The organism is Klebsiella sp. MISC125, assembly GCF_051131775.1.
GTDB lineage: Bacteria > Pseudomonadota > Gammaproteobacteria > Enterobacterales > Enterobacteriaceae > Klebsiella.
Map to the genome: position 1 here is coordinate 4,047,739 of NZ_CP180448.1, position 13,662 is coordinate 4,061,400.

The 13,662-nt window shown below is 54.4% G+C and carries 10 protein-coding genes; 5 read left to right on the forward strand and 5 right to left on the reverse strand.

All coding sequences use genetic code 11. From position 1 onward, the window contains the following. Window positions 1–59: 59 nt before the first annotated feature. The 3 genes from macB to ACMYSL_RS19105 form a co-directional block, all read right to left on the reverse strand. Window positions 60–2,006, reverse strand: a complete 1,947-nt coding sequence (gene macB, locus ACMYSL_RS19095) for a macrolide ABC transporter ATP-binding protein/permease MacB (protein WP_434659530.1) — start codon at window positions 2,004–2,006, stop codon at window positions 60–62. Next, entirely contained in the window at window positions 2,003–3,118 is a 1,116-nt protein-coding gene (gene macA, locus ACMYSL_RS19100) for a macrolide transporter subunit MacA (protein ID WP_434659532.1), read from the reverse strand. Before macA ends, macB begins: the two co-directional genes overlap by 4 nt. Window positions 3,119–3,284: 166 nt before the next feature. After that, window positions 3,285–4,943, reverse strand: coding sequence for an ATP-dependent endonuclease (locus ACMYSL_RS19105; protein ID WP_434659534.1), 1,659 nt, complete (start codon window positions 4,941–4,943; stop codon window positions 3,285–3,287). Window positions 4,944–5,336: 393 nt separating this feature from the next. Between ACMYSL_RS19105 and aqpZ the strand changes: the two genes are divergently transcribed. The 4 genes from aqpZ (at window position 5,337) to hcr (ending at window position 9,825) form a co-directional block, all read left to right on the forward strand. Next, complete coding sequence (gene aqpZ / locus ACMYSL_RS19110) at window positions 5,337–6,032, forward strand: aquaporin Z (protein WP_181482857.1); 696 nt, start codon at window positions 5,337–5,339, stop codon at window positions 6,030–6,032. 115 nt (window positions 6,033–6,147) lie between these two features. Next, window positions 6,148–7,047 (forward strand): lysine exporter LysO family protein, encoded by a 900-nt coding sequence (locus ACMYSL_RS19115; protein WP_182237567.1) that lies wholly within the window; start codon window positions 6,148–6,150, stop codon window positions 7,045–7,047. A 145-nt stretch (window positions 7,048–7,192) separates the two neighbouring features. Next, on the forward strand, window positions 7,193–8,845 hold the full coding sequence (hcp, locus tag ACMYSL_RS19120) for a hydroxylamine reductase (RefSeq protein WP_142512443.1): 1,653 nt from the start codon (window positions 7,193–7,195) through the stop codon (window positions 8,843–8,845). 11 nt (window positions 8,846–8,856) lie between these two features. Then, window positions 8,857–9,825 (forward strand): NADH oxidoreductase, encoded by a 969-nt coding sequence (hcr, locus tag ACMYSL_RS19125; RefSeq protein WP_434659537.1) that lies wholly within the window; start codon window positions 8,857–8,859, stop codon window positions 9,823–9,825. A 637-nt stretch (window positions 9,826–10,462) separates the two neighbouring features. Here the strand turns inward: hcr and ACMYSL_RS19130 are convergent. Beyond that, a complete protein-coding gene (locus ACMYSL_RS19130) occupies window positions 10,463–10,897 on the reverse strand; it encodes a DoxX family protein (RefSeq protein ID WP_182237561.1) in 435 nt (144 codons plus the stop codon). A gap of 151 nt (window positions 10,898–11,048) precedes the next feature. On the opposite strand from ACMYSL_RS19130, the gene poxB reads away from it, so the two are divergent. Beyond that, the gene (poxB, locus tag ACMYSL_RS19135) at window positions 11,049–12,767 is read left to right on the forward strand and encodes a ubiquinone-dependent pyruvate dehydrogenase (RefSeq protein ID WP_434659539.1); all 1,719 of its coding nucleotides are present in this window, start codon (window positions 11,049–11,051) and stop codon (window positions 12,765–12,767) included. A gap of 17 nt (window positions 12,768–12,784) precedes the next feature. Here the strand turns inward: poxB and ACMYSL_RS19140 are convergent, their stop codons facing one another. After that, entirely contained in the window at window positions 12,785–13,516 is a 732-nt protein-coding gene (locus ACMYSL_RS19140; RefSeq protein ID WP_304257556.1) for a GntR family transcriptional regulator, read from the reverse strand. Window positions 13,517–13,662 lie beyond the last annotated feature (146 nt).

Consider the following 13,662-nt stretch of genomic DNA (forward strand, 5'->3'; position numbering starts at 1 on the left):
TTCATTGTGTACATCCCGCCAGTAAAATGCCAGTCCTTCTGACTGGCATTTTTTTATCACTACTCGCGGGCCAGCGCATCAACAGGATCCAGTCGCGCGGCGTTGCGCGCCGGTAGCCAGCCAAATAAAACCCCGGTCAGCGTTGAACATAAAAATGCGGTTAATAACGCCAGCGGTGAGAAACCAATCTCCCAGCCGGGTAAAAACAGTTGCAACACAAAGGCTATCAGCAATGATAGCGTCACGCCCAGCGCGCCGCCGACCAGGCAAACCAGCACCGCCTCAATCAAAAATTGTTGCAGCACATCGCTGGCTCGCGCCCCGACCGCCATACGGATGCCAATTTCTCTCGTGCGTTCAGTCACCGAGACCAGCATGATGTTCATCACGCCAATCCCGCCGACCACCAGCGCAATCACCGCCACCAGCGTCAGAAACAGCTGTAATGTATGTGTGGTCCGTTCTGCGGTTTTCAAGATGTTGTCCATATTCCAGGTGAATACATCTTTTTTGCCGTGACGGAGCTCCAGTAAACGCAATAGCTGCTGCTCGGCAATCGTGCTGTCATAACCATCCCGCAGGCGCACGGTGATTGAGTTTAGCCAGGACTGTCCCATGACCCGGCCAGCCATTGTGGTATAGGGCAACCAAACGCGCAAAATTTTACTGCTGCCAAACATCGACTGTTTTTCTGCTGCGACGCCAATCACCGTCGCGGGCATATTGCCCACCAGAATGACTTCACCAACCACCTGAGCTTTATGCGGAAACAGCTGTCGACGCGCATTACTATCAAGCACCACCACCTGCGCGCGGCTATTTAACTGCAGCGCATTGAAGGTGTTACCTTCGCTAAAGGTCATGCCGTAGACGTTAAAATACTGCGCTCCCACGCCCTCTGCACTGGCGGCGACGTCAATATTGTTTGCCCGCAGGCGTAGGCTTTTTGATACCGCAGGCGTCGCCGAACTGACCCACGGCTGTTTCTGAATCGCCAGCAGGTCATCGTACTTCAACGCTTGCTGATAACGAGGGTCGTCGTCGCCAAAATCTTTACCGGGATAGACATCGATAGTATTGGTGCCAATAGCACGAATATCCGCCAGCACCATCTGTTTGGCCGCATCGCCCACCACCACAATTGACACGACTGACGCAATGCCGATGATGATCCCGAGCATCGTCAGCAGGGTGCGCATTTTATTCGCCGCCATCGCCCGCCAGGCCATCACCAGCGCCTCACGAAAGCCGCTGCTGAACTGACGCCATGCCGAAGGCTCAGCCGCTGTGCGCTGGCGCAGCACGCCGCTTTGCGCGAAACTCAGGGCGGGAGGATTACGCACGATTTCGCCATCGTGGATTTCGATAACCCGCTCCGCCTGCGCCGCCACCTGCGGGTCATGGGTGACGATAATCACCGTATGTCCCTGCGCTTTCAGCTGGTGAAGGATCCCCATGACTTCTTCACCTGAACGACTGTCCAGGGCGCCAGTAGGTTCATCCGCCAGGATCACTTCGCCGCCGTTCATTAAGGCACGAGCAATACTCACTCGCTGCTGCTGGCCACCGGAAAGCTGCGAAGGCTGATATTCGGCCCTGTCGCCAAGCCCCAGCCGCACCAGTAGCTCATGAGCCCGGGCAAGGCGCGCTTTACGCTCCGCTCCGGCATAGACTGCCGGAACCTCCACGTTCTGTGCCGCAGTCAGATGTGATAACAGATGATAACGCTGGAAGATAAAACCAAAATGTTCCCGCCGCAGACGCGCCAGCTCATCGCCGTTAAGGCGGGCGACATCCGTCCCCGCCACCTGATAAGTGCCGCTGGTGGGCTTATCCAGACAGCCCAGAATATTCATCAGCGTGGATTTACCAGACCCGGATGCCCCGACGATCGCTACCATCTCTCCGGCGGCAATGCTCAACGTGATGCCTTTTAGCACATCGACGCTGCCTCCCCCGGATGGATAGCTGCGGCGGATATCACGCAGCTCCAGCAGCGCCGTCATTTCGCCGCTCCAGCCGCGCCTTCGCCGATAATCACTTCATCGCCCTCTTCCAGCCCTTTTACCACCGCCACATCGGTGTCATTACGCGCGCCAATGACGATTTCACGCTCTTTGGCTTCACCGTTTCGCAGCAAACGCACGTGGTAGCGGTTATCGCCGATGGCATCCCCTAGCGCACTCAGTGGAATCGTGATCACGTTTTTCACTTCAGAGAGCTGGATATGCACCTGAGCGGTCATCTCCAGGCGCAGAATACCCTGCGGGTTCGGTACTTCAAAACGGGCATAATAGAAAATGGCGTCATTGACCTTTTCCGGGGTCGGAAGAATATCCTTCAGCGTTCCTTCATAGCGAGTGAGCGGGTCGCCCAGCACGGTAAACCAGGCCTTTTGTCCCGGCTTAAGATGAATCACATCCGCTTCGGAAACCTGCGCTTTCACCAGCATGGTGCTGAGGTCTGCGAGAGTCAAAATATTCGGCGCCTGCTGGGCGGCGATGACCGTCTGCCCTTGTAGAGTGGTGATTTGCGTCACTTCCCCGGACATGGGCGCCAGAATTTTGGTGTAGTCGAGGTTAGTTTTCGCTGTATCCAGCGTTGCCTGATTGCGCTGAATTTGCGCTTCAATCGTGCCGATTTGCGCCTCTTTTACCGCTAAATCAGTCGCCGCAGTATCCAGGTCCTGGCGTGAAACCAACTGCCGTTGCGCCAGCTGCTGCTGGCGGCCCAGAGTGACTTCAGAGAGCTTACGTTCAGCCCGCGCCTGATTTAGCTGCGCCCGCAGCTCCATCAGCGTCGCCTCAACTTCTTTAATCTGGTTTTGCGCCTGCTCCGGGTCGATAACCCCCAGCAGTTGATCTTTTTTCACCTTATCGCCAATCTCGACGCGCAGCGTTTGTAGCTGCCCGCTCACCTGCGCGCCAACGTCCACTTTTTGTAACGCATCCAGCTTACCCGTCGCCAGTACGCTCTGCTGCAGGTCGCCTTTACGCACTACCAGCGTTTGATACTGCGGCAACGGCGCATTCAGTATTCGCCATCCCCAGATGGCGAGGGCCAGCACGACTATCGCCAGCAGCCACCAGACTTTCCTGCGCTTTCCATTTAATTTCATAAAAATTCCCGATGTTTTAACCCGCAGATCCAGACGACGATTCTATCGAAACCTGCAAACAACATAACTCTCATTTTTAGCTGTGCTTAATTTTTGTTTAACTGGAGTTGAAGCAAAGATAAGAAGAAGGGAGTGCCGGACGGGTGCCCGGCACCGATAAAACAGGTTAATCTGCCCGCCCGCGCGCCAGCCATAGGACGCGAGAAAACATTTTTTTCAGCAGCGCAGGGATAGCATCAACGCCGCGACGCCCGGCCTCCATTGCCACTTCAATCGCCAGATCTGGTTTTGACGAACGATGAATAGCTTTGGTTATCACCCGCCGCATGTTCATAGGAATATTCATCGGCAACTGCGCCACCCGGTGATAAACGTTATCAAACCCCTGGCGATACATAAAATGTTCCATATCCATCGCCGGTAACGTCGTCAAATGATCGCGCTCAAGAGTCCTGTCGTCGTTCAGCAGCCCACGAACCGTCGCGGCATATTTCTTCCCAGCCTCATCACCATCTACCAATACATGCCACTCAATTCCCATTCGCCGGGCGAATTTGATTAGCGGTTTTAACCCCGACTGGGCAAACTCAATGACCTTGACGCCTTCCGCATCAAAGTGATGACCACACTGGCGGGCCAGCTCGTTGATAACCCAAGTTTCCGTCTCCCCTTCTACCAGCAGCCAGCAGCGGGCAAACAGCGACGAGGAACGATTAAAACGGATATGAAACGCGATGCGCCGACTGTCTTCGGCATTCATTCCGCCAGGGCCAAGCCGCCAGGCGGCTACCCGAGAGGATTCGCGCACCAGACGACAAACGTGCTCGACGGGCGTTAGCGACAGCAGTTCGCCGGAATTAGTGGTAGTTATCCGCTGCAACGGCAGCAAGTTCATCAAATGCCAGGCGACAGACAGCATGATGGGATGTAAACGGGTTTCAGGGTCCTCAACCAACAGCAGCGGTCGCGCGTCGCGATCGAGCCTTACCGTGCCTTTTGCCTGCAATAGGGTAGAAAACAAACCCAGCAAAATCACCCGATGGCTGCGGCCACCAGGTTTGTCGATCATGCGGTTAATAATATCCAGATAGCGCCAGCTGCGCTGTTCATCATGTGAATGGCGACGCATCAGACGGTTACGCGATTGCGCGCTGCTTTGCTCGGCGAAATAGTGTTCCAGTAACTGCACCATCGCCGAGAGGCCCTGACGTATCTGGCCATCTGTTAAATTTTGCGGATGATGAACCAGTTCACGAGAGAGAAAATCAAGCTGGCGAGCGGTAATCTCAATCTGCGGCGAATGCGGTACGGTGTCGTTATGGATCCGCCGCATAAAACGCGCGTCACGCAGGCGCAGCACCGGCATCAGTCGTACCAGGTGACGGGCCAGCTCATCGATATCGTCCAGATCCAGCGCTTCCCCTTCGCCGTTAATAAAGCTACGCAGGGTCATGACGCTATCGTCATCGGCAAGCTCCCCTTCCAGGCGATAGAAAACCCGCTGGTAGCCATCATCGCAGGGTACCCAGCAGTCGCTTAGAGGGCGATAGCGCCGAACACGGTGCCGACCAGGTTCATTTTCACGGAAAGTCAGAATGATATGCAGGTGACGCTCGCGCCCCTGAACATCTCCGGGCGGAAACCAAAAATCCTCGCGGACAAAATGGTAGAGATCAAACTCCGGCGACAAGAGCAGCGTCAGAGCGTCCAGCAGGCTCGATTTACCCCATGCGTTTTCGCCAATCAGTACGTTGTTTTGCTCAAGCATCAACGATAAGCGATTGATACCGCGAAAACCGACAATTTCGACGCGCTCAAGATGCATATATCCTCCGCTCGGTGGTCACTTTCTCCTTCAGTTATCAGCAGTATAGCGAGGCAAGCGGGAACATGACACTCCCGGAGCGTCTGGGGACTCCATCTCCCCGGCTTAAGAATTCAGAATGTGATTCTGCAGATATCACTTATTTCAGAAAATAATTCATCATTAAAAACCGTTATTTTAATCATTTTTGCTCTACACTTTTAAGAATTCACCATGGCAAAAGGAATACCATCACCTTGTTCTAAATCAAATTACATCAATTTATTTAACTAGTCCCCGGATGGCAATCGTCCCTAGAATAGCGACGCTTTATTTTAATCGTGATTCTTTGTGTCGATAAATAAAGGCCGGCACGATAGTTCGTGCTTGTTTATGTTTTTTATTGAGGTGGTTATGTTTAGAAAATTAGCAGCAGAATGCTTTGGTACATTCTGGCTGGTGTTCGGTGGTTGCGGTAGCGCTGTTTTGGCTGCAGCATTCCCGGAGCTGGGAATTGGTTTTGCCGGTGTCGCACTGGCCTTCGGTTTAACCGTATTAACCATGGCGTATGCCGTCGGTCATATTTCCGGCGGGCACTTTAACCCGGCGGTGACTTTAGGGTTATGGGCCGGTGGTCGTTTTCCGGCCAAAGACGTTATTGGTTATATTATCGCCCAGGTTGTCGGCGGTATTATCGCCGCCGCTATTCTGTATGTTGTCGCCAGCGGTAAAGCCGGCTTTGACGCCGCCGCCAGCGGATTCGCGTCTAACGGTTATGGCGAACATTCTCCAGGCGGTTTCTCTATGCTTTCCGCCATTGTTATTGAGATTGTCCTGACCTGCGGTTTCCTGCTGGTTATTCACGGTGCGACAGATAAAAATGCACCGGCTGGATTTGCCCCTATCGCTATTGGTCTGGCGCTGACCTTAATTCACCTGATCAGTATTCCAGTTACCAATACCTCCGTTAACCCGGCGCGTAGCACCGCGGTAGCTATTTTCCAGGGCGGTTGGGCATTGCAGCAGCTGTGGTTATTCTGGGTCATGCCGATTATTGGCGGCATCCTCGGCGGCGTGCTCTATCGCACCCTGCTGGAAAAACGCAATTAATTTCCCCCCAGGCCCGGCATTGTCGGGCCTTTCTTTCTTTCGACTACTTTACTCAGTCCGGGGATTTGGGTAGTGTCAGTGACGCTATTTTCATTCTGCAAGGACCATGTCGTTCATGTTTTCGGGATTACTCATCATTCTACTGCCGTTGGTCGTAGGCTACCTTATTCCTCTCCATCAGCCGTCCGCCCTTAAACTTATCACACGACTTCTGAGCTGGATTGTCTACGTTATCCTCTTTTTCATGGGGATTAGCCTCGCCTTTCTCGATAATCTGGCCAGCAACCTGCTGGCGATCCTGCATTATGCAGCGGTCAGCGTGGTCATTATTATGCTGTGCAATATTGCAGCCCTGATGTGGCTGGAGCAGAAAATGCCGTGGCAAAATAAGCATCGCCAGGAAAAATTACCCTCGCGTATCGCTATGGCTCTGGAATCCCTTCAACTGTGCGGCGTTGTGCTGGTTGGTTTCCTCGTTGGTCTGAGCGGCCTGTCTTTTTTACAACACGCCACCGAGGCCAGCGAATATACGCTGATCTTCCTTTTATTCCTCATCGGCATTCAGCTACGAAATAATGGAATGACGCTGCGGCAAATTGTGCTTAATCGTCGCGGCATGATTGTCGCGGTAGTGGTGATGGTCAGCTCATTATTGGGCGGCGTCATCAACGCCTTTATTCTCGACCTGCCGCTGAAAACTGGTCTGGCAATGGCTTCCGGATTCGGCTGGTATTCCCTCTCCGGGATCCTGCTGACCGAATCCTACGGGCCGGTAATTGGCAGCGCCGCATTCTTTAACGATCTCGCCCGAGAGCTGCTGGCCATTATGCTTATTCCCGGCCTCGTTCGCCGTAGTCGTTCAACAGCATTAGGTCTGTGCGGCGCGACGTCAATGGACTTTACGTTGCCGGTATTACAGCGTTCCGGCGGCGTGGAAATCGTCCCGGCTGCGATTGTTCACGGCTTTATCCTCAGCCTGCTGGTGCCAATTTTGATGGCATTGTTCTCCGCTTAATACTCCTCTGGCGGTAGGTCTCTACCGCCAATTTTGCGCTAAATCAATATCCCTGTAAGTTGTATCAGAAATACCTTTTCTCTACGCTCGCTCGGGCATAACCTTAAACATGTATATTAAATATAACTTTAAAAAAGGTGTGACCATGTTTTGTGTGCAATGTGAACAAACCATCCGTACCCCGGCAGGGAACGGCTGCTCTTACGCGCAGGGTATGTGCGGGAAAACAGCCGAAACGTCCGATCTGCAGGATCTGCTGATTGCTTCTCTGCAAGGCCTGTCCGCATGGGCGGTTAAAGCTCGTGAATACGGCATCATCGACCATGAAATTGATAACTTTGCGCCGCGTGCCTTCTTCTCCACGCTGACCAACGTTAACTTCGACTCCCCGCGTATCGTTGGTTACGCTCGTGAAGCTATTGCCATGCGCGACGCGCTTAAAGCTCAGTGTCTGAACATTGATGCCAACGCCGTGGTCACCAACCCAATGGCCGACCTGCAGCTGGTCAGCGACGATCTGGGCGACCTGCAGCGTCAGGCGGCAGAATTTACCCCAAATAAAGACAAGGCGGCGATTGGCGAAAACATTCTCGGCCTGCGCCTGCTGTGCCTGTACGGTCTGAAAGGCGCGGCAGCTTACATGGAGCACGCGCACGTTCTCGGGCAGTACGACAACGATATCTACGCCCAGTACCACAAGATTATGGCGTGGCTGGGCACCTGGCCTTCCGATATGAACGCTCTGCTGGAGTGCTCAATGGAAATCGGCCAGATGAACTTCAAAGTGATGAGCATTCTGGACGCGGGTGAAACCACCAAATACGGCCACCCGACACCAACTCAGGTCAACGTCAAAGCGACCGAAGGTAAATGCATCCTGATCTCTGGTCACGACCTGAAAGACTTGTACAACCTGTTGGTACAAACCGAAGGCACCGGCGTTAACGTCTACACCCACGGTGAAATGCTGCCAGCGCACGGTTACCCGGAACTGCGTAAATTCAAACATCTGATCGGTAACTACGGCAGCGGCTGGCAGAACCAGCAGGTAGAATTCGCTCGCTTCCCGGGCCCTATCGTGATGACCTCTAACTGCATCATCGACCCAACCGTTGGCGCGTACGATGACCGTATCTGGACCCGCAGCATCGTCGGCTGGCCGGACGTAAGCCACCTGGAAGGCGATGACTTCGCGCCGGTTATCACCCAGGCGCAGCAGATGGCGGGCTTCCCGTACAGCGAAATTCCGCACCTGATTACCGTCGGTTTCGGCCGTCAAACTCTGCTGGGCGCTGCTGATACGCTGATTGACCTGGTGAGCCGCGAAAAACTGCGTCATATCTTCCTCGTCGGCGGTTGCGACGGCGCGCGCGGTGAACGTAATTACTTCACCGACTTCGCCACCAGCGTACCGGACGACTGCCTGATCCTGACCCTGGCCTGCGGTAAATACCGTTTCAACAAACTGGATTTCGGCGACATCGAAGGCCTGCCGCGTCTGGTGGATGCAGGTCAGTGTAACGATGCTTATTCAGCCATCATCCTTGCGGTCACCCTGGCGGAAAAACTGGGCTGCGGCGTGAATGACCTGCCGCTGTCTCTGGTGCTCTCCTGGTTTGAGCAGAAGGCAATCGTGATTCTGCTGACCCTGCTGTCCCTGGGCGTAAAAAACATCGTCACCGGCCCGACTGCACCTGGCTTCTTCACTCCGGACCTGCTGGCAGTTCTCAACGAGAAATTTGGTCTGCGTTCCGTGACCACCGTTGAAGAAGACATGAAGCAGTTGCTGAGCGCATAAGGAGTATTAGCATGACTTTGCCAACCAATCAGTGCCCATGGCGGATGCAGGTCCATCACGTTCACCAGGAGACGCCGGACGTCTGGACAATTTCGTTACTGTGCCACGATTACTACCCGTATCGTGCCGGACAGTATGCGCTGGTCAGCGTGCGTAACTCGGCGGAAACCCTGCGTGCTTACACCCTCTCTTCAACGCCGGGCGTTAGCGAGTACATTACGCTGACCGTTCGCCGGATTGACGAGGGTGCCGGTTCGCAGTGGCTAACCCGAGACGTGAAGCGCGGCGACTATATCTGGCTGTCTGATGCGATGGGTGAATTCACCTGTGAGGATAAAGCAGAAGACAAGTTCCTGATGCTGGCTGCCGGCTGCGGCGTAACGCCGATTATGTCAATGCGCCGCTGGTTGGCGAAGTACCGCCCACAGGCCGATGTGCAGGTGATCTTCAACGTGCGTTCGCCGCAGGATGTGATTTTTGCCGACGAATGGCGTCAGTATCCGGTCACTCTGGTGGCGGAAAACAACGCAACCCACGGCTTTGTTCCCGGTCGACTAACCACTGAGCTACTGCAAAGCGTGCCGGATTTAACCTCACGTACCGTAATGACCTGCGGCCCGGCACCGTATATGGACCTGGTCGAAAAAGAAGTGAAAGCGCTTGGCGTGACGCGCTTCTTTAAAGAACAGTTCTTTACGCCAGTAGCCGAAGTCGCCACCAGCGGCCTGAAGTTCACCAAGCTTCAGCCAGCGAAAGAGTTCTACGCGCCGGCTGGTACCACGCTGCTGGATGCACTGGAGAGTAATAAGGTTCCGGTGACCGTTGCCTGTCGCGCGGGCGTTTGCGGCTGCTGCAAAACGAAAGTGGTTTCCGGCGAGTATACGGTCAGCAGCACCATGACGCTGACCGATGCGGAAGTTGCCGATGGCTATGTGCTGGCCTGCTCCTGTCACCCGCAGGGCGATTTAGTCCTGGCTTGATTATTCACGTTAACGATAGTGCCCACGCTACCCGGCGAACCGTCGGGTAGCATTTTCCCTTCTAAACGACTAACACCTGTGCGCCCTTTTGAAATTGCCCGGCGGCGCTTCGCTTGCGCGGGCCTACAGGTAATGCATAATATTTTGATATTGCTTGTTTTTGTAGGCCGGATAAGGCGCTAGCCGCCATCCGGCAAAGATGCGAGCACAATGGTTTGTCATTGCATTGGCTAATGCTGCCTGTACGGCAGTGAACAAGAAACCGGAGAAACAAAAATTGCGAAGTTTCTTCTAAGCTGCCTATACGGCAGTGAACGCGCTTTAGCCACGCCACCCGCCGCGATACGCCTTCTAAGCTGCCTATACGGCAGTGAACGACGTCTGTTTCTGCTGCTTCGGGGTAATCCGCTTCTAAGCTGCCTATACGGCAGTGAACTCCAACCAGACTCTTCTACCTTATTGTTTAATAAAACAATAATCAATAAAAACCCCTTTTCACCCTTTTTCTAAACACCCTCAAACAAGAATTAAAAATCAATAACTTATAAAACCGTTCAAAAAGAGGGTCTGAGGGAGCATAAATAAAAACCCTGGCATACGAGACGCAGCCAGGGTGATGGAAAAGACTCGATCGAACCTACCGCCAGGCCGAATTTCCTGCCACGGCGTAACGCCCCGCGCCCAGAAACGCCACCGCCAGCGCGCCGATAAAGAAATAGACCAGACTCTCAATGGCCCAAGCCCCTACCGCGTCCAGCGCGAAGGTTTTGCCCGTCCCGACCATCAGCCAGGCGACGACCATTGTAAACGCCAGCACCAGCGCCGCCGGACGCGTCAGAATTCCCAGAATCAACAGACAAGGTGCAACCACCTCGCCCACTAATACGCCATAAGCGATAAAACCCGGCAATCCTTTTGCCACCAGCATATTGCTGATTCCCCCTACGCCATCAAATAACTTATGCAACCCGTGAAACAGCATTAGCCCGCCGACGGCAAGTCGTAACAAGAGTTTGCCGAAGTCGTCATGGGATAGCATTTTATTAACTGAATTTAACAGCGATTTAACCATTTGAAATGATTCCTGTTTACCACTTTATGTGTACACACATTATCGGAATTTTCGCCTAATGAAACCAGCTGAAATTGAGGGGCAGCAGCGGGCGTAACGGCCAAATTCATCTAAGCTTGTAAGCGTTATCACAAAAAGGAGATGGAGAACCATGAAACAGACCGTGGCGGCATATATTGCTAAAACTCTTGAACAGGCTGGCGTTAAGCGTATTTGGGGCGTTACCGGAGATTCTCTCAATGGTTTAAGCGACAGCCTGAACCGGATGGGAACCATTGACTGGATGCCCACGCGCCATGAAGAAGTTGCCGCCTTCGCCGCCGGAGCGGAAGCGCAGCTGACCGGCGAGCTGGCGGTGTGCGCCGGTTCCTGCGGGCCGGGCAACCTGCACCTGATTAACGGTCTTTTCGACTGCCATCGCAATCACGTACCGGTGCTGGCTATCGCCGCCCATATTCCATCCAGCGAAATCGGCAGCGGTTATTTCCAGGAAACCCACCCACAGGAGTTATTCCGCGAATGCAGCCACTACTGTGAGCTGGTCTCCTCCCCGGAGCAAATCCCGCAGGTGCTGGCTATCGCCATGCGCAAGGCGGTAATTAACCGCGGCGTATCGGTCGTGGTGCTGCCTGGCGACGTGGCGCTAAAAGCCGCGCCGGAAAGCGCCAGTAGCCACTGGTATCACGCGCCGCTGCCAGAAGTGATCCCGCAGGAAGAAGAGCTCAAAAAACTGGCCCAGTTGCTGCGCTACTCAAGCAATATCGCCCTGATGTGCGGCAGCGGCTGCGCCGGCGCGCATAAAGAGCTGGTGGAGTTCGCCGCGAAGCTAAAAGCCCCCATCGTCCACGCCCTGCGCGGGAAAGAGCATGTGGAATACGACAACCCCTACGATGTCGGCATGACCGGGCTGATCGGCTTCTCCTCCGGTTTCCACACCATGATGAACGCCGATACTCTGGTGCTGCTCGGCACCCAGTTCCCCTACCGCGCCTTCTATCCGACGGACGCCAAAATCATTCAGATCGATATCAATCCGGGCAGCATTGGCGCGCATAGCAAAGTCGATATGGCGCTGGTCGGCGATATTAAATCCACCCTCAGGTCGCTACTACCGCATCTGGAAGAGAAAACCGACCGCAAGTTCCTCGATAAGGCGCTGGAACACTATCGCGATGCACGTAAAGGGCTTGATGATCTGGCGAAACCCAGCGAGAAAACCATCCACCCGCAGTACCTGGCGCAACAGATTAGCCACTTTGCCGACGACGACGCCATTTTTACCTGCGATGTCGGTACGCCAACCGTCTGGGCCGCGCGCTATCTGAAGATGAACGGAAAACGCCGCCTGCTGGGATCGTTCAACCATGGATCAATGGCCAACGCCATGCCGCAGGCCATCGGTGCGAAAGCCACGGCTCCGGAACGTCAGGTGGTCGCGATGTGCGGCGACGGCGGCTTTAGTATGCTGATGGGGGATTTTCTCTCGCTGGCGCAGATGAAGCTGCCGGTGAAAATTATCATCTTCAATAACAGCATTCTCGGCTTCGTGGCCATGGAGATGAAAGCCGGAGGCTATCTCACCGACGGTACCGAGCTACACGACACCAACTTTGCCCGCATCGCCGAAGCCTGCGGTATCAAAGGCATTCGCGTAGAAAACGCGGCGGACGTTGACGAAGCGCTGCAAACCGCCTTCAGCACCGACGGCCCGGTGCTGGTGGATGTGGTCGTCGCCAAAGAAGAGCTGGCGATCCCGCCGCAAATCAAGCTGGAGCAGGCCAAAGGTTTCAGCCTGTATATGCTTCGGGCGATTATCAGCGGACGCGGCGACGAAGTACTCGATCTGGCGAAAACCAACTGGCTGCGTTAACTCGCGGTTGCGGGCGTTTATCCACTGACGAAACGAAACGTCAGCGGGTAGCGCTCGCTATTGGCCCATCCTCGCGTAAATTCAAACGGAACGTTATCTTTGCGCCGGGATGCCAGACGCTCAACGCGCATGCAGGGCTGGCCGGAAGGGATATCCAGCTTCTTCGCCATATCCGCCTCCGGTAAGCAGGGGAAATAGCTCTCCTGCGCCGCGATGCTCAGCAAGTAAAATCGTTCGCCCAGCACGTTATACAGCCCCGTGGTTTCCACTTCCTCACGCTGTAAATCTGGAAACAGCGCCAACGGCAGGCAGGTCTCTTCATAGAGCGCAGGAAGACTATTCGTAAAGCGCAGACGCACCATAAATATCACAAAATCACTGGCCGAAAGATGCAGCTTTCGTTGCTGTTCGGCATTCGCCAGCTGCTGCGTAAACGTGAGGATAGAGGTACTGGCTTTCAGGCTATGCTGGGCCATATTCTCCGAAAAGCTCAGCGGCTGATGGCGTCGGGCTTCAATCGGCGGACAGGTGACGCGCGTCCCGACCCCCTGTTTTTTTACCACATACCCTCTTTCCGCCAGCATCTCTACGGCCGCCCGCAGCGTCGCCCGCCCACCGCTATACTGCCCCACCAGCTCACCTTCGCTGGGCAGCATGTCGCCCACTCTAAACTCCCCGCGTTCTATCCGTCCTTTCAGATCCAGAGCTATTTGAACATACAATGGGTTAGCACTTTCCAGTTCGTCCACGTTCCTCTCCCGCCCACACGTCTTAATTATCGAATTTCGTTATGCCAGAGATCCACACTCATCGCATGCTGAATTAACACCCACTTTTTGATGAAAATGTGATCAATCCTATGGACGCCAGTATACCCGATTCTCTATCTTGTTCA